This is a genomic window from Nonomuraea thailandensis (genome assembly GCF_024172165.1).
Lineage (GTDB): Bacteria > Actinomycetota > Actinomycetes > Streptosporangiales > Streptosporangiaceae > Nonomuraea > Nonomuraea thailandensis.
Genome location: NZ_JAMZEB010000002.1, coordinates 12,620,471 through 12,640,203, shown reverse-complemented (window position 1 = coordinate 12,640,203; position 19,733 = coordinate 12,620,471). Strand labels below are relative to the sequence as shown.

The following is a 19,733-nucleotide window of genomic DNA, read 5'->3' as shown; positions in this document are numbered from 1 at the left end:
TCGTCCCGCTTGCCGGGCCTGGCGTCATTGAGTGAGTACGGCAGGTTGTGCCCGGGTTCGCTTCCGGAGCCCGGCAAACATCATTCGAGGCCCCGGGGGTAGGGGCAAGGATCGGAGTCCGAAGGAACGGGGAATTGGTCATGAGCCGCATCGGAGACTGGCTGAAGAAGGCGGAGAACCTTGCCAGAGGGCACTCCAAGCAGGCCGACCAGGTGCTTGACCGCGCCGAGCGGTATGTGAAGGAGCGCACCGGCCACAAGTACGACGACCAGATCAGCAAGGGCGCCGACGCCGTGCAACGCCGTTACGGCGGTGGTGGAACCGCCACCGGCGAGCAGCGTCCGCCGTACCCGCCCCAGCAGCCGCCGCAGTCGTACTCCCAGGAGGAGCGCGAACGGCGTACGCCGCCGCAGGGCTGAAAAGGAGGGGGCGTGGCCGCGCGCCACGCCCCCGGACACATCCGCGGATCAGCGGCCCGCGGCCTCCATCACCTTGCGCGCGTCCCGCTCGAACGAGGCCCGGGCGCCCAGCGTGAGCAGGCCGCCGACGGCCATGGGGATCACCAGCACGTACATGCCGGTCAGCAGGGAGCCGGACTCGTCCGACACGATGCCGACGACCAGCGAGCCGAACGCGCTGCCGGCCGTGAGCAGCAGTTGCAGGACGGCGAAGCCGAGGCCGCGCGAGGCGGCGGACACGACGTCGGCCAGGCAGGCCGTCATGTTGGGGATCGCGATCGACATCAGCGAGCACGCGACGAGCACCAGGATGGTCAGCCCGCCGAGTGAGTCCATGGACAGGGCCGCGGCCAGCACCAGCGAGCCGGCCGCGATGCCGCTGCCGCCGGCCAGAAGCCGGCCGCCCTTGCGGGTGCCGTGCCACTTCCTGCCCAGCCACGAGCCGACCAGGGTGCCGATGAGGGTGCCCGCGATGGTGATCAGGCCGCTGATCGAGCCCGCCGTGCCGACGCTCGCACCGAAGCCGCGCACCATGAGCGTGGGCAGCCAGAAGAAGATGCCGGCCAGGCCTAGGCTGAGCAGCGCCAGGCCGGCGCAGACGAAGAGCAGGGTCGGGATGGCCAGCACCTGGCGGAGCTGCGTCCAGAACGGCGGCTTCTCCTGCGCCTGCGGGGTCTCCGACGGCGCTGCCTCGCCGGTGGCGACGAGCCGGTCGAGCTCGCCGCGGCGCGGCTCGCGCAGGAACCACACGAGCAGCGCCGTGAGCACGCCGGGCACGACCATGATGAGGAACGCGGTGCGCCAGGAGAACGCGTCGGCCAGCACGCCGCCGAGCAGGGTGCCGACGCCGCCGAGGTAGGTGGTCACCCGGGTCAGCCCGTACGCCTTGGCCCGGCTGACCGGCGGGTAGTAGTCGGCGAGCAGGCTGCCGGCGGCCGGGTTGTCGATGTTCTCGGCGGCGGCCAGGAACACGCGCATGAGGTAGAACATCGCGAAGCCGGTCGCCATGCCGGAGCCCAGCGTGGCGATGGCCCAGCAGAAGACGACGATCGCGATGATGCGGGTGCGGCTGAAGCGGTCCGCCAGGTAGCCGGCGGGCAGCGACACCACGACCGCCGCCAGGGCGGCCGCCGTGGGGATGGAGCCGGCGGCGGTGTCGCTGAAGCCCCATTCCTTCTGAATGAGGGGGAGCACGCCTGACAGGAGGTTGTGCTCGATCCGGTCCACTAGTCCGACGATGAACAGCACCACGAGGGGTGCCCAGCCGAATGGCGCGCGGGACTGCGCGTCGATGGTGCCTGTACGCGGCGAACCGAACGTCCCGACCATGCCCACCCTTTCCGTAGGGAAATCTAGAATTGCGTTCTAGGGCAATGTTCTAGCCAGAGTGGCAGAAGTCACAGCGTTCGTAAATGGGGAATTACCGGGAATTTGCCTCCGTGTACCGTGATCCCATGGTCAAGGGGGCGGTGCTGGTCGCGGGCACCACATCGGACGCGGGCAAGAGCGTGGTGACGGCGGGCATCTGCCGCTGGCTGGCCCGGCAGGGCGTGCGCGTGGCGCCCTACAAGGCGCAGAACATGTCGCTGAACTCGTACGTCACCGCCGACGGCGCCGAGATCGGCCGGGCGCAGGCCATGCAGGCGCAGGCGTGCGGCCTGGAGCCCGTCGCCGACATGAACCCGATCCTCCTCAAGCCCGGCAGCGACCGCCGCAGCCAGGTCGTGCTGATGGGCAGCCCGGTGGCGGACGTGGACGCCATGGAGTACGGCGCGCTGAAGGACCTGCTGCGCACCACGGCCCTGGAGGCGCTCGACCGGCTGCGCGAGCAGTACGACGTGGTGGTCTGCGAGGGCGCGGGCAGCCCGGCCGAGATCAACCTGCGCCGCGGCGACATCGCCAACATGGGCCTGGCCAGGGCCGCGAACCTGCCGGTGCTCGTGGTCGGCGACATCGACAGGGGCGGGGTGTTCGCCGCCTTCTACGGCACGGTGGGCCTGCTGGACGCCGCCGACCAGTCACATGTCGCCGGCTTCGTGGTGAACAAGTTCAGGGGCGCGAAGGAGCTGCTGGAGCCGGGGCTCGACATGATCAGGGAGCTGACCGGGCGCCCGGTGTACGGGGTGCTGCCCTGGCTCGACGGGCTCTGGCTGGACGTGGAGGACTCGCTGGCCCTGGACAACCGCCATGTCGCCGTCCGCGCCCCGTACGGCAGGCAGACCCTCAGGGTGGCGGTCGTGCGGCTGCCCAGGATCTCCAACTTCACCGACGTGGACGCGCTGGCCGCCGAGCCGGGCGTGGTGGTGCGCTTCGCCACCGATCCGGCCGAGCTGGACGACGCCGACCTGGTCGTGCTGCCCGGCTCCCGGGCCACGGTCTCCGACCTGGCCTGGCTGCGCAGGACCGGCCTGGCGGCGGCCATCGGCGCCAGGAAGGGGCCGGTGCTGGGGATCTGCGGCGGGTTCCAGATGCTCGCCGAAGAGATCGTGGACGAGGTCGAGTCGGGGGCGGGGCGCGTCGCGGGGCTGGGGATCCTGCCGGTACGGGTGACGTTCGGGCGGGAGAAGCGGCTGGCCAGGCCCGAGGGGACGGCCTACGGGCAGCCGGTGCGGGCCTACGAGATCCACCACGGGGTGGCCACGGTCGAAGGGGGCGAGCCGTTCCTCGACGGCTGCCGGGTCGGCGACGTCTGGGGCACCACGTGGCACGGCGCCCTGGAGAACGACGGCTTCCGGCGCGCCTTCCTCGCCGACGTGGCGGCGCGGGCCGGGCGCGACTTCGTCCCCGACCCCGCCACCGACTTCGCCGGGCTGCGCGAGCAGCGGCTCGACGCGCTCGGCGACCTGGTCGAGCAGCACCTGGACACGGACGCGCTGCTCCGCCTCATCGAGCAGGGCCCGCCCGCGGGCCTGCCCACGCTGCCGCCCGGCACGGTGCGGTGAGAGAGCTACGGCTTGCGGCCGACGATCCCGTACTGGAACACCTCGCGATCGGTGAAGCTGGTGCCGGGCTCGGGCCGCCACTTCGGCAGCGACACCAGGCCGGGCTCCACGAGGTCCATGCCGTCGAAGAAGGCGAGCAGCTCCTCCTCCGTACGCAGGGTGAGCGGGGTCGCGCCGGAGGCGTTCCAGCGGGCGGCGGCCTCGTCCATCGGCGGGCACTTCAGGCTGTGGGCGATGGCCATGTAGCTGCCCGGCGGCAGCGCCTTGAGCAGCGTGCCCACCGAGGCGTGCGCCTGCTCGGCATCGGGGACGAACTCCAGCACGCCCATCAGCATCAACGCGACCGGGCGGGAGAAGTCGATCGTCCGCGCGGCCTGGCGCAGGATGGTGTCCGGCTCGCGCAGGTCGGCGTCGATGTAGTCGGTCTCCCCCTCCTCGGTGCCGACCAGCAGGGCCCGGGCGTGGACGAGCACGATGGGATCGTTGTCGACGTACACGATGCGGGCCGCGGGGTTGACCGCCTGCGCCACCCCGTGGGTGTTGCTCTCCGTCGGGATGCCCGTGCCGACGTCGAGGAACTGGTCGACGCCGAGCTCGCCGGCCAGGTGGCGGACGGCGCGGCCGATGAACTCCCGCTCGGCACGGGCGTTGACCGGCAGGTCCGGCATGATCTTGACGATCTCGTCGCCGACCTCGCGGTCGGGCGCGTAGTTGTCCTTGCCGCCCAGCCAGTAGTCCCACACGCGCGCAGGGTGCGGGACGGAGGTGTCGATGCGGGCCAGCTCCGCGGCCCTGTCGATCTTCTGGGGCTCCTCGCCCATCGGTGCCTCCCCGTAGGCATCCAGGTTCCTGGTGTCAGAGATCAACATAGACGCCCAAGGCCGGGCATGCGGGACGAATCGGCTCAGCCGTGCCTGGAGGCCATGCGCTGGGCCGTGATCCACTCGTCGATCCGCTCCCAGTGGTCGTACAGCCAGCGGATGCGCTCCTCGCGGTCGCGCGGGATGTCGGCGGCGGGCACCCGCCACCACTTCGCGGTGATGTGCGCGCGGATGGGCAGGTAGCGCCAGATGTCGTGCAGCGTGACCAGGTCGTCGAGGCCGGTGTGCGCGACGAAGACGACGTCCGCCGACGGGCACGCCTCGATGGCCGCGATGGCGCCGTTCGGGCGGGGCGGGAGCAGGTGGTCCATGCCGCGCGCCCGCTCCGCCTCGGCGAGCAGCCCCTTCTCCTCCAGGCGCGTGATCGCCTTCTGGCGGCGGCGCGGGGTGAAGTTGCCGCCCTCGGGGAAGATCACCAGGGCGTCCTGGCCGCTCATCGTGGCGGCCAGGCGGCGGATCTCCTCGATCACCAGGGTCTGACCGGACTTGCGGGGGACGAACGCGTTCGGCAGCCGGTTGATGACCACGTCGAGCGAGGGGTCGTACTGGAGCGCGGCCTTCATGACGATGCGCGGCCTGCGCTCGTAACGGTCCAGCAGGTGATGGATCAGCAGGAAGGAGTCGCCGGGGCCCGCGTGCCGGGACAGCACGATGATCGGCTTGGCCGACCGGCCCTCCCGCTCCCCGGGATCCGGTTCCTCGACGTCCACGCGGAGCTGGAAGATGTGCACAGCGGTCGTGTACACCTTCTCCAGGAACCACTTGATCAGCGCGTAGTGGTGCTCCTGCCGCCGGGCCCCGCCCGCCACCCACAACCACGCGCAGGCGACCAGCACGGCCGACTCCAGCGTCAGCCACACCGTGGCGAACCAGACGAACCGCGCGCTCCTGCGCTGCGGCGGCGGCAGCCGGAGCGCGGCTGCGGCGGCGACGACCAGCCAGAACGGCAGCGTCACCACCATGAACACGGTCAGCACGATGACCAGGGGCGCCAGCACGAGCCTGCGCAGGATGCGAGGTGGAAGCACCCGGGCCTCCTTCAGGGGTCTCTCTTCATCCTGCCCTGTTCCGCAAATAGCTGGAAGACGCCTCGTAGGCCCGGTCGATGCAGGCGGAGATCTGCGACACGTCGCGGTAGCGCAGCGGCGAGAGCGGCTCGGTCACCCCGGCCGGCAGCACGTGCACCTCCACGCCCGGCGGCAGCGTGGCCAGGTCCTCGGCGAACCGGTGCCGGCGGGCGATCTCGAACGCCACCATGCCCACCTCCCAGAACCGCCGGGGCGGCGCGAGCGGGCGCTCGATGCGGCCCACGTGCAGGACGAAGACCCGGCTCGCCCCGAGCGAGACGGCCCGCCCGATCGGGATGCTGTGCACCAGCCCGCCGTCGTAGAAGTGCTCGCCGCCGATCACGACGGGCGGCAGCAGCCCCGGAACGGCGCACGACGCCAGCACCGAATCGACCAGCGGCCCGCCGGTGAACCAGTGCGCCGCCGCCCGCTCGACCGAGGCCGCCACGCACTGGAACGGGACGGCCAGCTCCTCGATCCGCGAGACCCGCACCGTCCTGCTCAGCACCGCGCGTAACGGGCCGATCGGGTGCAGGTGGGTGCCCGTCCTGGCCAGCGTGGACAACCGGGACACCCAGGACCCGGCGAACGCCGTGCGGACGACGTCGGACTGCCACAGGCCCGTCAGCCTGGCGACCGCCTCGGCGGGGTCGGCGGCGATGACGGCGCCGTTCAGGGCACCGACGGACGTGCCCACGACGAGGTCGGGACGGATGCCCGCCTCGTCGAGCGCCCGCAGCATGCCCACCTCGTGCGCGCCGAGCACCCCGCCGCCACCGAGCACGAACGCGGTCCCGGCCATGCTGGAATTCTGCACCCTACGCGCTCACCTGGGACAGGTCCGCCCTTCGTAGCGCGACGCCACGGAGATGATCGAGTCGAGCCTTTCGCGGGTCTTGACCAGGTCGTCGATCCGCCCCTCGATGCGCTCCCGCTCGGCCCGCAGCCGGTCCAGCAGCTCGGGCGTCACCTCGCCCGACATCACGCACGGCATCAGCGGCTCGATCGACCGGCTCGGCAGCCCGGCCGCGTACAGGTGCTGGATCATCCACACCAGGTCCACGGCACTGTCCGGATATACCCGCTGCCCGCTGGGGCTGCGCTCCGAGGTGAGCAGCCGCTGTTCCTCGTAGTAACGCAGCGCGCGCACGCTCACCCCCGTCCGGGAGGCGAGCTCGCCGATCCGCATGGTGATCCCCCTCACACCATTTGCCTCTGACGTCAACGTCAGGTCTTAGCGTATCCGCACATCACCCAACTCAGGAGACAACCATGAACATTTCCGGATCTGTTGCGCTCGTCACCGGCGCCAACCGCGGCATCGGCAGCCACTTCGCGCGGCAACTGCTGGAGCGGGGCGCCAAGAAGGTGTACGCGACCGCGCGCGACCCCCAGCGCATCGACCTGCCCGGCGTGGAGGCCCTGCCCCTGGACATCACCGACCCGGCGTCGGTGGCCGCGGCGGCGCGGGCGGCCGGGGACGTCACCCTGCTGATCAACAACGCCGGCATCGCCACCTACTCGAACCTCGTCACGGGCGACCTGGACAAGATCCGCCTGGAGATGGACACCCACTTCTACGGCACGCTCGGCATGATCCGCGCCTTCGCCCCCGTCCTGGCCGCGGGCGGCGGCGGCGCGATCGTCAACGTGCTGTCCGCGCTGTCCTGGTTCGCCTACGACGGCGCCAACGCCTACGCCGCGGCCAAGGCCGCCGCCTGGAACCTGACGAACGGCGTCCGCCTGGAGCTGCGCGGCCAGGGAACGCTGGTCACCGGCGTGCACCTGGGCGCCGCCGCCACCGACATGATGGCCGGCTACGAGGGCGACCTGCTCGACCCCGCGGACGTCGCGCGGGCGGCGCTCGACGGCGTGGAGGCGGGCTCGTACGAGGTCGTGGTGGACGCGTGGTCCGCGCACGTCAAGGCGTCGCTGTCCGGCGACCCGCGCGCGTTCTACGACGCCGCTTGAGTCTCCACCGGGGGGAGACGCCAGAGTGAGCACATGGACGGGGACACGCTCTACTCGATCGGCGACCTGGCCCGGCGCACCGGGCTGACGGTCAAGACCGTCAGGTTCTACTCCGACGCGGGGATCGTGCCGCCCACCTGCCGCAGCCACGCCGGCTACCGCCTGTACGACCGCGCCGCCGCGGCCCGCCTCGACCTCGTGCGCACGCTGCGCGACCTCGGGCTCGACCTGCCCACGATCCGCAAGGTCGTGGACCGGGAGGCGTCGCTGCCCGAGGTCGCGGCGGCGCACGCCGAGGCCCTGGCGGCGCAGATCCGCACGCTGCGGCTGCGGCGCGCGGTGCTGACGGTGGTGGCCGGGCGCGGCTCGACCCCGGAGGAGATGGAGCTGATGCACGAACTCGCCCGACTGTCGGAGACCGAGCGGCACCGCCTGATCGGCGACTTCCTCGCCGACGCGTTCGCTGACCTGAAGGAGGATCCCGCGTACAGGGGGATCATGACCTCGCTGACCCCCGAGCTGCCCGACGATCCCGAGCCGGAGCAGGTGGCGGCCTGGGTGGAGCTGGCGGAGCTGTCCCGCGACCCGGCCTTCCGCGCGAGCATGCGCCGCATGTCCGAACTCCTGGCCGCCGACAGAGCCGCCGACAGAGCCGCCGACAGAGCCAGCGACAGGGCCGGCGACAGAGCCGGCGACAAGGCCGGAGGCCGCACCGGCGACAGGGCCGGGGGCCGGGCGGGAGGGCAGCCCGTGCTGCGGCCCGATCCCGCCGCGACGGCGCGCGACCTCGCCGCCCCCGCCCTGGCGGCCGGCGTCGACCCCGCGTCCCCCGAGGCCGAGCCGTACGTCGCCGCGCTCCTCACCGCCCACGGCGAGGACCGCGCCCGGCTGGCCGCCCGGCTGGAGGCGGCGGCCGACCCGCGCAGGGACCGCTACGTCCGCCTGCTGGCCGTGATCAACGGCTGGCCGCCACCGGACCCCCTGGCCCCGGCGCTCGCCTGGTTCCTCCAGGCGTTGCGCGCCCGCCGCCCGTAGTCGTACGGGCCGCCTACCATACGCGCATGACCACGCACGGATTCACGCTCACCGCCGAGGGCCCGTTCGACTTCGCCGACTCGCTGCGTTTCGTCGAGGACTGGCCCGCCACGAGCGCGCTGCCCTCCGACGGCCGGGCGCTGCGCTTCGCGTACTGCGCGGAGGCCGACTGGCGGCCGATCGGCGTGACCGTGACAGGTGCGCCCGGCGGGGTGGCGGTCACCACCACGCGCCCGGCCGGGCCGGGCATCCGCGCCGAGGTGGCGCGCATCCTCTCCCTCGACGTGGACGGCGCCGGCTTCGCCAAGCTGGGCGAGACCGACCCGGTGCTCGGCGACCTGCAGCGCCTGCGCCCCGGCCTGCGGCCCGTGTGCTTCTGGAGCCCGTGGGAGGCGGCGTGCTGGGCGGTGATCGTGCAGCGCTCCTCCATGCTCATCGCCTCCCGGATCAAGCAGCGCATCGCCGAGCGCTACGGCGCGCTGGTCGAGGTGGACGGGCAGCCGTGCACCGCCTTCCCGCCGCCCGTCTCGCTGCTGGACGCGGGCGGGCTCGGGCTCCCCGCCCAGAAGGAGGTGTGGGTGCGCGGGCTGGCCAGGGCGGCGCACGACGGCCTGCTCACCACCGAGCACCTGCGCTCGCTCGCCCCCGAGGAGGCCCTGGCCGAGCTCCGGGCCCTGCCCGGCGTGGGGCCGTTCTCCGCCGGTCTGATCCTGATCCGCGGCGCGGGCGCGCCCGACGCGTTCCCCGGCGACGAGCCGCGGCTGTTCGCGATCCTGCGCGAGGCGTACGGGCTGGCGCAGGACGCGCCCCCGTCGGCGTACAGGAAGCTGGCCGACTCGTGGCGGCCCTACCGCTCGTGGGCCTCGTTCCTGTTCAGGGCGACCGCGTACGGCGTCATGGACGATCGCGACTGAGCTCGTCCGGCTTGGGGGTGTCCGGCAGGTCGTGCTGGGTGAACATGTCGATCAGCAGGCTGATCGGCAGGCCGGCCTCGGTCGGGTAGCGGAAGTGCTGGTCCAGGTTGAGGCTGTAGCGGTTGCGCCGCCCCACCCTGTCGCGGCTGAGGTAGCCGCCCTCGTGCAGGTCGCGCACGATGTTCTGCACGGCCCGCTCGGTGATGCCGATGCCGGTGGCGATGTCGCGCAGCCGGATGTCGGGGTCCCGGGCGATCTCCACGAGCACCCGGGCGTGGTGGGTGAGGAACGTCCAGCTGGACGCCCGGTCGTCGGCTGCGCTCACGTCCGTCGCCTCTTCGCCCCGATCCTGGCCCTCAACGGGCGAGTGAAACACCTTTCATGAAGATCCTATGACGAAAAGTCTTTCGGGTATCTATCTACGGGCATAGAGTTTGCGACAACGACAGGCATACCGCGGTAACCGTTCACCCCCACCATCGGTCCGCCCCACCGCCAGGAGTGCCCGTGAACCTCACCTGTCGCCACCTTCCCGGCGCCACGCTGATCGCCGTGGCCGGGCAGGTCGACACCAGGACGTCCGCCCAGCTCGAGGACTACATCGACCAGGAGCGCGAGCGGCTGGACGAGCATCTCATCATCGACATGAGCGAGCTGTCCTTCCTGGACAGCTCGGGCCTGGCCGTGCTGCTGGCCGCCGCCACGCTCGCCCGCGCCCACGGCGTGGGCGTGCACCTGGCCGGGCTGCAGCCGATGCCGGCCCGGCTGCTGGAGATCACCGGAGCGCGGCGCGCCGTGACGGTGTACGACCACGTGGAGCAGGCCATCGCCGCGATCGAGGATCTCGGCCTGGTCAACCCCTCGGAGCTGGCGTAGGAGGGCTACGCGGGCCGGCGGTGCACCCCCACCAGGTGACCGTTGTGCCGCACCTGTGCCTCGTCGTAGGGGCACAGGGGGCGCGTCACGTACGCCTCGGCGATGCTGTCGGCGTGGCCGCGGTCCACGCCCCAGCCGATCGTGTGCCAGCGCGCCTCGCCGTCGCCGCCCGTGGTGTCCAGGACGGCGATCTCGAACAGCTCGGCCGCGGCGGGAGGCGTGCAGCGGACCCGGACGGGGCCGTGCCCGTCAACGGTGCCAACGTCACTGCCGCCGATGCCCCGCTGGTCCATGTGGATCTCCCTTTCGGTCCTGCAACCCTGGTGCGGGATCCATGCCCCGATCATCGACGGGTCAGTCATGCCGCAGCACGCGGGGCACCCCTCAGGGCTTCTTGCCCATCGCCTGACGGACCACGTCGCGGATCCGGTCCATCATCGCGACCGGGGTGCCGACGAGCACGTTCTTGGTGGCCGACTCGGTGCCGGGGTGCGGGTGGGTGGGCGCCATGGCCTCGGCGGCCTTGACGCCGACGGCCATGCTGCGGCGCTCGGCCTCGGTGGTGTGACCGCGGAGCTGGGTGAACTCGTAGCGCTCCTCGCTGCGGGCGTGCGCCTCCACGGCGGCGCGCAGCATCAGGAGGTTCTCCGTGAAGCCGGGCGCCTCGGGACCGGCCTCGTCCATGCGCATCAGCAGCTCCTTGGCCTCGCGCTCCTCCTCCAGCCGGTCGTCGACCACGCCGTCGCCGCCGTCGATCTTGCGGCGGGCGTAGGGGTGGACGATCTCCTCCTCGGCGGTCTCGTGCACGGCGAGCATCCGCACGAGCCGGGTGAACGCCTCCCCTCGCTGGTCGGCGGGCGCCTGCTCGACCTCGTCGAACAGGTCCCTGATCATCGCGTGCTGGGCCAGCAGCAGGTCGATGACATCCGTCTCGGACATGGTCTCTGGCGCGGTTCTCGTCATGGGATGCGTGCCTACCCGGCGCGACCCGGGTCACGCCGGGTACGCCGAGATCCTTACCGAGTGCGGGGGTTTCGCCGAGAGCGCCCAGAGATTGGACCGGGAAGCCTCGGGTAGGGCGGGCGGGCAGGTCGCACGCCGACGACTAGCGTGAAGGATCCCACGGACATGACCTTCAATCCACTGCGTGAGCGGGGCATCCCGCTGGACAAGCAACTGCGCAACTGGCGGGAGCTGAACGTCACGCCGATCGACCCGGACCACGCCGACCCGTACACGCGGTGCCGGATCATCACCATGAACGGGATCGAGGTGGAGGCCGTCCTGTTCAGCCACCAGCTCGCCCGCCACTGCCCCGACCTGGAGATCAAGCAGCACCTGGCCCGGGTGCGCTACATCGAGGCGCAGCAGCAGAAGGTGGTCAACTGGCTGCTGCCCGGCCTGGCCTCCGTGCTGGAGACCACGATCGCCTACGAGCAGGTGGCGGTGGACCTGACCGCGTGGGTGGCCCGGATGGAGCCGGACCCGTACCTGCAGCAGGCCTACCAGTTCGGGGTCCTGGAGGACTTCGACCACCTCTACCGGTACGCCAACCTGTACGAGATGATCGAGCACCGCAAGGCCGAGAAGATCGTCGACAACCTGACCGAGGTCATGCCGGGCCGCCCCACGTACCTGCACCACCGCGACCCGATGGACAACGTGCGCGAGCCCTACGACCGTGAGAACACCGCGCCGATCAGCAAACTGCACGCGCTGACGATCATGTCGGCCGAGCAGCAGACGATGAACTTCTACATGAACGTCGGCCCCACCTACATGGAGCCGATCGCCCGGCAGCTCTACCAGGAGATCGGCCTCATCGAGGAGGAGCACGTCACCCACTACGAGTCGCTGGTGGACCCCGGCGAGAGCTGGTGGGAGATGCTGCTCAACCACGAGTACAACGAGTGCTACCTGTACCACTCGTTCATGGAGACCGAGTCCGACCCCAAGGTGAAGAACATCTGGGAGCTGCACCTCAACATGGAGCTGGAGCACCTGCGGCTGGCCGCCGAGCTGTTCAAGAAGCACGACGGCCGCGACCCCGAGCAGGTGTGCGCGCCGGAGCTGCCGCAGCCGGTGACGTTCGAGCCGAACAAGGCCTACCTGCGCGAGCTGATCGCCACCCAGATCGACTACACCACGCTGGGCACCGGCTACGTCCAGGACGCGCACGAACGCTTCGAGAAGATGCAGGAGGCGCTGATGGGCGGCGAGAAGGCGCCTTCCGAGCGGATCATCGACGACAACCGCGCGAAGTCCGGCGAGGAGTACCGGCTGCAGACCGAGGGCGAGCACCCCGTGCACAGCCTGCAGATGCAACGCTGACCCGCGTCAGGCCTCCTGCACCGGCAGCCTGAGCACGAACCGGGCGCCGGTGTCGGAGTCCTCGATGGTCAGCGTGCCGAGGTGCGCGGTCGCGATCTCGCGGGCGATCGGCAGGCCGAGCCCGGTGCCGCCGGCGTCGCGGCTGCGCGAGGCGTCCAGGCGGGTGAAGCGCTCGAAGACCTTCTCGCGGTGCTCGCGCGCGATGCCCGTGCCGTCGTCCACCACTTCCAGCACCGCCTCGTCGCCCTGCCGCCGCACGGTCACGATGATCTGCGACTCGGCGTGCCGCTCGGCGTTGTCGAGGAGGTTCGTCAGCAGGCGGGCCAGCTGCAGCCGGTCGCCGTCCACGATCACGCCGGTCTGCAGCGTGGTGACGACCCGCTTGACGCGCGGCCTGGTGGTCTCGGCGGTCACCAGCTCGGCGAGGTCGAGGGGCTCGCGCTCGTCGGGGGCGCCCGCGTCCAGCCTGCTCAGCGTGAGCAGGTCCGCCACGATCGCCTGCAGCCGCTCCAGGCTGGTCAGCACCTCGCCGCCGGTCTCCGCCCAGTCGGTGTCCTCGGGGTGGAGCATGGCGTCCTCGATCTGGGCGCGCATCGCCGTGATGGGGCTGCGCAGGTCGTGGGAGGCGTCCGCGGCGAACTGGCGCTGCCGCTCCATCGCCAGCTGAAGCCGCTCCAGCGCCGACTCCAGCCGCTCCAGGGTGCGGTTGCTGGTCTCGGCCAGGGCCTTGATCTCGTCATCCGTCTCGGGCACGGGCACGCGCATCCCGCCGCCGCCCTCGCTGATCTCCGCCAGCCGCTTGGTGATGCTGCCGACCGGCCGCAGCGTCCTGTCCACGACGCGGGAGACCCCGAACCAGGCCAGCGCGACCAGCGTGGCCGTCACGGCGACCTGGAACAGGATCACCTGCGGGGCGACGTACCAGGGCACCGCCGGGTCGAAGGCGTAGATCAGCCACTCCCCGTCCGGCTGGAACGCGACCAGCACCACGACGACCTTGCACTCGCCGGAGAAGCGCGGCAGGTCGCAGAGCCGGGTGACCTCGTTGGCCTGGTTGCGGTGCGGGATCTCGCTCGTCAGGCGCGGCGCGCCGGCCAGGTTCGGCGTCCACGCGACGGGCCGGCCGCGCGGGTCCACCACCTGGATGCCGTCGAGCCCGTGTTGTGGCAGCACCTGGGGCAGCTTGTTCCGCTTGACCATGAGGAGCACGCGCACGGCCTTGCCTGCCACGTCCCGCGCCTTGATGTCGGCCACCTCGCTGCGGATCCCGAACAGCACGAAGGCGCTGACGATGACGTTGAGCAGCAGCATCGTGATGCTCGCCCACAGCGCCAGCCGTGTCCGCAACGAACGGCCCAACCGTCTGCTCACGCCCCTCCCCCGAGGATCAGCAGAACACAACGGGTGTGTTCGCCGCCAACCTCGGGAGATTCCCCGACAAATCCGCCTACCGGCGTCGCCGTCTGAGCACGGGGAGGAGCGCGGCGACGGGCACGAGCAGCGCCCCGAGCAGGAAGAGCCCGGTGGTCCCGCCGCTCTCCGCGCGCTCGCCGACCTTGAGCGTCGGGCTCTCGGCGACCAGGACCACAGTGCCGCGCTCGCCGCCGAGGTCGTAGCGGACGAGCGTCTCGGTGCTGTGCACGAACGTCTCGGCGTCGGGGAACAGCGCGCTGGAGATCGCGTGCGTGCCCCCGGGCTCGCCCTGGCAGGCGAAGGCGAAGCCGAGCACGGCGAAGCTCTTCTTCTCGCGCGGGCGCACGTCGGCGTCGCGGGTCAGGGTGGGGGCGCAGGGCCGGTCGTCGTAGGCGACGGCGAAGCGGTCCGTGACGTACCGAGCCACGGCGTCGCGGTTGAGCCGGAGCTGGCGGAGCTGCTCGGCCCGCTCCTTGGCGTCGTAGGCGGTGGCGTAGAGCCAGGCCGACTTCATCAGCAGGTCGTACTCGAGCTCCAGCACGACCCGCACGTTCACCCCGGCGCCCGTCACCTCGGCGCGGGCGGTCGTGGTCGCGTCGTGGGCCGCGGCGGAGGCGGGGAGCAGCAGGACGGCCGGCAACACGAAGGCGGGCAGCCAGCGCAGCATGTCAGGTCTCCAGGAGGGGATGCCGCCCCGGGCCCTGCGGCCCGGGGCGGCGGGTCGGACTAGCGGTTGAACCAGCGGTGCATGGGCGAGTCGGCGTCCCACCTGCCGGGGCGGCCGTGCTCGTCCTTGGTGACGAAGACACTCGGCTCGGAGGCGGTCACGCCGCCGCCGGCGGAGCGGGCCGTGACGAACCAGGCGTAGGCCGTGTCGTCCTTGAGCCTGTCCCACTTCACCGAGGCCACCTGGCCCGAGGCGACCCTGTCCCGCCCGATGACCCGGGTGGGCTTGTAGAGCGCCAGCGAGTCGGTCTGCAGGGTGGTCGTCCGCGAGGTGAGGTCGACCGGCAGCACCATGTTGTCCTCCAGGCCGTTGTAGCGGCGCAGCGGGTCGTACTCGGTGGCGCCGAACTCGTTGAGCAGCGGCGAGAAGGTGTCGACGATCAGCTCGGAGCGCTTGACGTCGAACTGCAGCATCCGCAGGAAGCTCGCGCCGAACTGGAGCTGGTCGGCCGGGTCGTACCCGCCGATCTCGGTGAGCCCGAGCCGGTCGGCGGAGACCGTGTAGAACTGGTAGTCCGCCAGCAGCTCGACGACTCCCTTGCCGACCTGGCCCACCTTCGGCTTGACGTTGGTGCCCACGCCGTGCTCGTGGCCGGCCAGGATGAGGAAGACGTTCGCGTTCTTCTCGACGACCGTCTTGTACAACATCGAGCCGTCCGGGGCGGAGAATCCGGCGCCGCGGCCGTCAGGGTTCGTGCTCGGCACGATGTAGTCGTGCGAGAGCAGGATGCCGTTGCGGTTGGGGTACTTCTTGAAGATCGAGCCGGCCCATTCCGCCTCGTCCCTGGTGACCCCGTACGACAGGCCGACCACCACGAAGTCCAGCCCGCCCGCGGAGAACAGGTCGTAGTGGTTCTGGTTGTCGCCCTCCTTCCACGGGCCGCCGTACTCCGCGTGCTGCCAGCCCTGCGAGGCGGTCTGGTAGCGCGAGGGGCCGTAGTACTGGTTGTACAGGGCCCCCGGGCCCTCCTCGGTGCCCGACTGGTTGTCGTGGTTGCCGGCGATCACGCCGTTGGGGATGCCGGCGTCGTCCAGCACGCGCTGCTGCTTCGAGGAGACCTCGAACTCGCCGGCGATCTGCCGCTGCATGGACTCGTCGGCGGGCTTGCGGATGTTGTTCTCGATGATGTCGCCGGTGTGCGCGACGTACGAGATCTTCCGCTGGTCCTTGTTGTCCTTGATCCAGTTCACGATGCCGGCGTAGGCGGACTCCCACACCGCGCGCTCCTCGGCCGTCTCCTGCTCCACCGCGCCCTCGCTGATGTACTGCGTGTCGGTGAAGTGCACGATCGAGAAGTCGTACGTCGAGGGGTCGGCGAAGCCGTTGGGGTCGCCCGGCTCGATGTCGTCGGCGAACGGGTCCTCACCCGTCACCATGACGTGCACCTTCTGCCGGTCGATGTACTTCGGGTCCACCACGGCCGTGAGGGCGGTGCTGCCCTCGGGGGCGCCGCGGGAGCTGGTCAGCAGGTCCCACGCCTTGTCCCCGGTGTTCCAGACCCGCAGCGACGCCAGCCGCTCGGGGTCGATCGAGCCCTCCCAGCGCAGGACGGGCGCGTCCGCGTGACCCTTCACCTGGACGTCGAAGCGCTGGTAGACGAGGTCCTGCCCGGCGGGCGCGTCGAGCGTCTGACCGTCGGCGGGGTCCAGCCCGCGGGTCCTGACCTTCTTCTCGCCGGGCACCTGGAGGGTGGTCGGCAGGGACGTGGCCGTGCCCTGGTACACCTCGTCCGGCGCCAGGATCTCGGCCTGCGAGAACGTCGCCGTGACCGGGCCACCGTCCGGCTCGGCCACCTTGGCCGAGAGGGTGGCGGGGTCCGACACGTCCACGGCGCCCAGCGCCGGGCTCAGCTCGGCGGGCACGTCGGGGATGCCCGCCGACTCGAAGACGATCTCCCTCGTCGCGGTGTTGCCGAGCCCGTCGGCGCCGGTCACGGAGAGGGTGTGCCGGCCGGCCTTCAGCCCCGGGCCCACCTGGGCGCCGGGCTGGATCGGCCGGCCGTCGAGCTTGACGTCGGGGCCGGAGACCACGCCGGAGGCGTCCTCCAGCCTGACGTCCAGCACGACCGTGGCCCTGATCTTCTCGCCCGCGGCCGGGACGCTCCTGGACACCTCGGGCGCGGAGTTGTCGGTGAGGAGCAGGCGGGTGGCCCTCTCGCCGGTGCTCGACTCGGCGGCCAGCGTGTGCTTGCCGTCCTTGACGGCCGTGGTGTCGAGGTCGGCGCGCAGGCCGCCGGCGGGGGCGTCCACCAGGAACTGCAGGTCGATCTCGGTCAGCGGGTTGACCGTGTCGCCGCAGTTGCCGTCGCCCATGCTGTACGAGCTCTTCAGCATCTGGCCGGTGGCCGTGCCCCGCGCCGGGGTCAGGACGAGGTTGGAGATCGCGTAGTCGTCGCGGTTGTCGCCGCAGGACGTCGGGAACGTGCCGGCCACGAAGTCGATCGTGTTCCAGCCGGGCACCAGGTACTCGTTCGGGATCGTCAGGTCGACGCGCCTGCTGACGAAGTCGCCGTCCACGATGATCTTCTGACCGTTGACGAGCAGGTAGCTCTGGTAGCGGGCCTCGATCGAGTTGCTGCCGACGTTGAAGCTGAGCTTCGCCTCGCCGGAGCCGAGCGTCTCGACGAGGTGCACGGCGGGGGCGTCGATCGCGTAGCGCAGCTCGGCCTCCCGCTTGGCCGCCTGGTCGCTGCCGCAGGTGCCGTCGCCCATCGTGTACGACGGCTCGACGCCCTGGCCGCCCACCGTGGCGCCGTCGAGCGTCAGGGCCAGGTTGGAGATCGTGAAGTCGTCGCGGTCGTTGCCGCAGGACTCCTTGTAGTCGCCGGTGACGACCTTGATGATGTTGTCGCCGGGCGTCAGGAAGCGGGCCGGGACGGCGACGGACGCGCGGCCGTTGACGTACGAGCCGCCGAGGTCGATGCGCTTGCCGTTGACGAGCAGGAAGTTGTTGTACTTGTCGTCCAGCGCGTCGGCGCCCACGTCGAAGGCGAGCGTCGCGGCCCCGTTGCCGAGGGTCGCCTTCGTGACGGGCTCCCCGCCGTCCACGGTGAGCTTCTCTACGCCGCCCGGGCTGCCCGCCGGTACGGTCGCGAAGACGGCCTTGGTGCCCGCGACCAGGGTGCCGTCGGTGGGCATCAGCCGCGGCGCGCCCGCCGGGGCGTTGTTGACGGTCACGGTGTTCCTGACCGTGACGCCCGCCGCGGTGGTGGCGCTGAGCACGTGCGTGCCGTTGGACAGCTTGGTGGTGTCCACGTCCGCGGTGAGGCCGGTGGTGCCCTGCGGGTCCGACTGGGTGAAGAACTTCAGGGTGGCGCGCTTGAGCAGCGAGGTGTTCGTGCCGCAGCTCCCGTCGCCGAACGAGAGAGTGTACGGGTTGTCCTCGCCGTCCGCGACCTCGCCGAGCAGCTGGAGGCCCACGTCCGACAGCACGAAGTCGTCGTAGTTGGTGCCGCAGGACGACGGGATGGCGCCGACGACGATCTCGACGGTGTTCTCGCCCTTGACGAGGTGCTCGTTCGGGATGTCCAGCGTCGCCCGCTGGCTGACGTAGTTGCCGATCTCGACCTTGTACGCCCCGTTGACCAGCACGTAGCTGTGGTACTGCGCCTCGGTGGAGTTCGAGCCGACGTCGAAGGCGAGCTTGGAGACGCCCACCGTACGGGTGGCGCCCTCGATCGCGGCGTCGTCCACGGCGAGCTTCGTGACGCTGTCGCCTGCCGTGGCCGGGACCGCCGCGGCCTTGACCGTGCCTTCCAGGTAGGAGCCGTCGGCGGGCGTGAGCGCCGGCGGCGTCTGGGAGGCGGTGGGGGTGGGCGTCGGGCCGGGGCGGCCGCGCTCCTGCTGCTCCGGGTCGGCGTGCGCCGCCGTCACCAGGGTGTTGACCAGCAGCGCGGTGAGCGCGGCGGCAATGGCCAGCCGCCCTCGCTTGCGTAATCTTCGTGATGCCGTTGGCTGCATCGGGTGCAGTCCCTCCTCAGACGTTCAGGGGCGCCGGTCAGGCGGCCCCCGGGCACCTTGGGGCGCTTGCGTGAACGCTGAGCGTGGAGTGACTGAAGAGAACAGGAAATGTCTACTCATTCTGGTCATTTGTCACGAAACAGTGACGGGACCCACCGATTCTCCCGGCACCAGCGTGCAGGGGATGAGCGTGTGCGGCGGCGCGTCGGGGACGCCTTCGAGCTGGTCGATGAGGGCCTCCACGGCCAGCCGGGCCAGCTCGGCGGCCGGCGCGGCCATGACGGTCAGCTCAGGCTCGATCATCTCGCCCAGCTCCCGCGTGGTCGAGGCCGAGATGATGGACAGGTCACCGGGGATGGCGCGGCCGGCGGCCCGGATGCCCTTGGCCAGCCCCGCCGAGGCCCCCTCGTTGACCAGGATGGCGGCGGTGCAGCCGGGGTGCTCCTCGCACAGCGTGCGCGCGGCCTCCCGCCCGCCCGCCGACGTGCCGGCGACCGCGATGATCACGGGCGGCCCGCCGAGCGGGGCGATCGCGTCGCGGTAGGCCGACTCCACCCGCATGATCCGGCCGGGGCCCGGCCCGCCCTTCGCGCGGTCGGTGATCAGCGCGATGCGCTCGTGGCCGTAGGAGCGCAGGTGGGCGACCGCCTCGCCGATCGTGGCGGCGAAGTCGATGTCGACGTACGGCAGGTCGTCGTTCTCGGTGCGGCCGATCAGCGCGAACGGGATCCCCGAGGCCACCAGCCGCTCGACCCGCGAGTCGCGGATCTGCACCTCCATGAGGAGCGCGCCGTCGACCAGCCCGCCCGCCAGCAGGTGCGACATCTGCTCGTCGTCGTTGACCGGCCACAGCACCAGGTCGTAGCCGCGCTCGCGGGCGCCGTGCGCGGCGCCCATGACGAACTGGATCACCGTGGCGTTGGCCCGCGACTCCAGGTCGGGGTGGAGCAGGGCGAGGATGCGGGTGCGCGAGCTGGCCAGGGCACGGGCCACGACGTTGCGCCGGTAGTTGAGCTCCTCGATGGCCGCCTCGATCCGGGCCCGGGTCTCCGGCGCGACCCTCTTGGTGCCGTTGAGCACGAAGGAGACCGTGGCGATGGAGACGTTCGCCCGCGCGGCGACGTCGCGCATCGTGACCATGGCTGCCGGCTCTTTCCGT

At 71.3% G+C, this 19,733-nt stretch carries 19 protein-coding genes; 7 read left to right on the top strand and 12 right to left on the bottom strand.

The annotated features are described in order from the left end of the window. The first annotated feature begins 140 nt into the window (after positions 1-140). Positions 141-419, top strand: coding sequence for an antitoxin (locus HD597_RS62750; protein ID WP_253758995.1), 279 nt, complete (start codon positions 141-143; stop codon positions 417-419). A gap of 48 nt (positions 420-467) precedes the next feature. Here HD597_RS62750 and HD597_RS62745 read toward each other — a convergent pair whose 3' ends face one another. After that, the gene (locus tag HD597_RS62745) at positions 468-1,787 is read right to left on the bottom strand and encodes an MFS transporter (RefSeq protein ID WP_253758993.1); all 1,320 of its coding nucleotides are present in this window, start codon (positions 1,785-1,787) and stop codon (positions 468-470) included. Positions 1,788-1,912: 125 nt separating this feature from the next. Between HD597_RS62745 and HD597_RS62740 the strand changes: the two genes are divergently transcribed. Continuing rightward, positions 1,913-3,400, top strand: coding sequence for a cobyric acid synthase (locus tag HD597_RS62740; protein WP_253758991.1), 1,488 nt, complete (start codon positions 1,913-1,915; stop codon positions 3,398-3,400). A 5-nt stretch (positions 3,401-3,405) separates the two neighbouring features. On the opposite strand, the gene HD597_RS62735 is transcribed toward HD597_RS62740, so the two are convergent. The 4 genes from HD597_RS62735 to HD597_RS62720 form a co-directional block, all read right to left on the bottom strand. Then, entirely contained in the window at positions 3,406-4,221 is an 816-nt protein-coding gene (locus tag HD597_RS62735) for an SAM-dependent methyltransferase (protein ID WP_253758989.1), read from the bottom strand. A gap of 83 nt (positions 4,222-4,304) precedes the next feature. Next, entirely contained in the window at positions 4,305-5,309 is a 1,005-nt protein-coding gene (locus HD597_RS62730; protein WP_253758987.1) for a 1-acyl-sn-glycerol-3-phosphate acyltransferase, read from the bottom strand. Between the two features lie 25 nt (positions 5,310-5,334). Next, positions 5,335-6,150 carry a patatin-like phospholipase family protein gene (locus HD597_RS62725; RefSeq protein ID WP_253758985.1) on the bottom strand — a complete coding sequence of 272 codons (816 nt, stop codon included), beginning with the start codon at positions 6,148-6,150 and terminating at the stop codon, positions 5,335-5,337. 24 nt (positions 6,151-6,174) lie between these two features. Continuing rightward, complete coding sequence (locus tag HD597_RS62720) at positions 6,175-6,537, bottom strand: MerR family transcriptional regulator (protein WP_253758983.1); 363 nt, start codon at positions 6,535-6,537, stop codon at positions 6,175-6,177. Between the two features lie 83 nt (positions 6,538-6,620). Here HD597_RS62720 and HD597_RS62715 point away from each other — a divergent pair, with 83 nt between their 5' ends. From HD597_RS62715 to HD597_RS62705, 3 genes are read left to right on the top strand one after another with little or no spacing between them, the layout of a single operon-like run. Next, positions 6,621-7,319 (top strand): SDR family oxidoreductase, encoded by a 699-nt coding sequence (locus HD597_RS62715; protein WP_253758981.1) that lies wholly within the window; start codon positions 6,621-6,623, stop codon positions 7,317-7,319. 33 nt (positions 7,320-7,352) lie between these two features. Then, on the top strand, positions 7,353-8,354 hold the full coding sequence (locus HD597_RS62710; RefSeq protein ID WP_253758979.1) for a MerR family transcriptional regulator: 1,002 nt from the start codon (positions 7,353-7,355) through the stop codon (positions 8,352-8,354). 26 nt (positions 8,355-8,380) lie between these two features. Then, a complete protein-coding gene (locus tag HD597_RS62705) occupies positions 8,381-9,268 on the top strand; it encodes a DNA-3-methyladenine glycosylase family protein (protein WP_253758977.1) in 888 nt (295 codons plus the stop codon). Here HD597_RS62705 and HD597_RS62700 read toward each other — a convergent pair. After that, positions 9,249-9,593 (bottom strand): helix-turn-helix transcriptional regulator, encoded by a 345-nt coding sequence (locus HD597_RS62700; RefSeq protein ID WP_253758975.1) that lies wholly within the window; start codon positions 9,591-9,593, stop codon positions 9,249-9,251. The two genes, HD597_RS62705 and HD597_RS62700, sit on opposite strands and share 20 nt — an antisense overlap. Positions 9,594-9,775: 182 nt before the next feature. Between HD597_RS62700 and HD597_RS62695 the strand changes: the two genes are divergently transcribed. Then, on the top strand, positions 9,776-10,144 hold the full coding sequence (locus HD597_RS62695) for an STAS domain-containing protein (RefSeq protein ID WP_253758974.1): 369 nt from the start codon (positions 9,776-9,778) through the stop codon (positions 10,142-10,144). Between the two features lie 5 nt (positions 10,145-10,149). Here the strand turns inward: HD597_RS62695 and HD597_RS62690 are convergent, their stop codons facing one another. Together HD597_RS62690 and HD597_RS62685 are read right to left on the bottom strand one after the other, a co-directional pair. Beyond that, the gene (locus tag HD597_RS62690) at positions 10,150-10,437 is read right to left on the bottom strand and encodes a hypothetical protein (RefSeq protein ID WP_253758972.1); all 288 of its coding nucleotides are present in this window, start codon (positions 10,435-10,437) and stop codon (positions 10,150-10,152) included. Positions 10,438-10,528: 91 nt separating this feature from the next. Continuing rightward, positions 10,529-11,083, bottom strand: a complete 555-nt coding sequence (locus HD597_RS62685) for a hemerythrin domain-containing protein (protein ID WP_253758970.1) — start codon at positions 11,081-11,083, stop codon at positions 10,529-10,531. A 189-nt stretch (positions 11,084-11,272) separates the two neighbouring features. Between HD597_RS62685 and HD597_RS62680 the strand changes: the two genes are divergently transcribed. Beyond that, positions 11,273-12,475, top strand: coding sequence for a hypothetical protein (locus HD597_RS62680; RefSeq protein ID WP_253758968.1), 1,203 nt, complete (start codon positions 11,273-11,275; stop codon positions 12,473-12,475). 6 nt (positions 12,476-12,481) lie between these two features. On the opposite strand, the gene HD597_RS66415 is transcribed toward HD597_RS62680, so the two are convergent. The 4 genes from HD597_RS66415 to HD597_RS62660 form a co-directional block, all read right to left on the bottom strand. Then, complete coding sequence (locus tag HD597_RS66415) at positions 12,482-13,846, bottom strand: sensor histidine kinase (RefSeq protein WP_253758966.1); 1,365 nt, start codon at positions 13,844-13,846, stop codon at positions 12,482-12,484. 76 nt (positions 13,847-13,922) lie between these two features. Then, positions 13,923-14,555, bottom strand: a complete 633-nt coding sequence (locus HD597_RS62670) for a hypothetical protein (protein WP_253758964.1) — start codon at positions 14,553-14,555, stop codon at positions 13,923-13,925. A gap of 59 nt (positions 14,556-14,614) precedes the next feature. After that, the gene (locus HD597_RS62665; protein ID WP_253758962.1) at positions 14,615-18,574 is read right to left on the bottom strand and encodes a metallophosphoesterase; all 3,960 of its coding nucleotides are present in this window, start codon (positions 18,572-18,574) and stop codon (positions 14,615-14,617) included. A gap of 132 nt (positions 18,575-18,706) precedes the next feature. Then, positions 18,707-19,714, bottom strand: a complete 1,008-nt coding sequence (locus tag HD597_RS62660) for a LacI family DNA-binding transcriptional regulator (protein WP_253758960.1) — start codon at positions 19,712-19,714, stop codon at positions 18,707-18,709. Positions 19,715-19,733 lie beyond the last annotated feature (19 nt).

Excerpts from the sequence above, each read along its gene's own strand:
- HD597_RS62750 (WP_253758995.1), top strand. The coding sequence starts at position 141 with ATGAGCCGCATCGGAGACTGGCTGAAGAAGGCGGAGAACCTTGCCAGA.
- HD597_RS62745 (WP_253758993.1), bottom strand. The coding sequence starts at position 1,787 with ATGGTCGGGACGTTCGGTTCGCCGCGTACAGGCACCATCGACGCGCAG.
- HD597_RS62740 (WP_253758991.1), top strand. The coding sequence starts at position 1,913 with ATGGTCAAGGGGGCGGTGCTGGTCGCGGGCACCACATCGGACGCGGGC.
- HD597_RS62735 (WP_253758989.1), bottom strand. The coding sequence starts at position 4,221 with ATGGGCGAGGAGCCCCAGAAGATCGACAGGGCCGCGGAGCTGGCCCGC.
- HD597_RS62725 (WP_253758985.1), bottom strand. The coding sequence starts at position 6,150 with ATGGCCGGGACCGCGTTCGTGCTCGGTGGCGGCGGGGTGCTCGGCGCG.
- HD597_RS62720 (WP_253758983.1), bottom strand. The coding sequence starts at position 6,537 with ATGCGGATCGGCGAGCTCGCCTCCCGGACGGGGGTGAGCGTGCGCGCG.
- HD597_RS62715 (WP_253758981.1), top strand. The coding sequence starts at position 6,621 with ATGAACATTTCCGGATCTGTTGCGCTCGTCACCGGCGCCAACCGCGGC.
- HD597_RS62710 (WP_253758979.1), top strand. The coding sequence starts at position 7,353 with ATGGACGGGGACACGCTCTACTCGATCGGCGACCTGGCCCGGCGCACC.
- HD597_RS62705 (WP_253758977.1), top strand. The coding sequence starts at position 8,381 with ATGACCACGCACGGATTCACGCTCACCGCCGAGGGCCCGTTCGACTTC.
- HD597_RS62690 (WP_253758972.1), bottom strand. The coding sequence starts at position 10,437 with ATGGACCAGCGGGGCATCGGCGGCAGTGACGTTGGCACCGTTGACGGG.
- HD597_RS62685 (WP_253758970.1), bottom strand. The coding sequence starts at position 11,083 with ATGTCCGAGACGGATGTCATCGACCTGCTGCTGGCCCAGCACGCGATG.
- HD597_RS62680 (WP_253758968.1), top strand. The coding sequence starts at position 11,273 with ATGACCTTCAATCCACTGCGTGAGCGGGGCATCCCGCTGGACAAGCAA.
- HD597_RS62670 (WP_253758964.1), bottom strand. The coding sequence starts at position 14,555 with ATGCTGCGCTGGCTGCCCGCCTTCGTGTTGCCGGCCGTCCTGCTGCTC.
- HD597_RS62665 (WP_253758962.1), bottom strand. The coding sequence starts at position 18,574 with ATGCAGCCAACGGCATCACGAAGATTACGCAAGCGAGGGCGGCTGGCC.
- HD597_RS62660 (WP_253758960.1), bottom strand. The coding sequence starts at position 19,714 with ATGGTCACGATGCGCGACGTCGCCGCGCGGGCGAACGTCTCCATCGCC.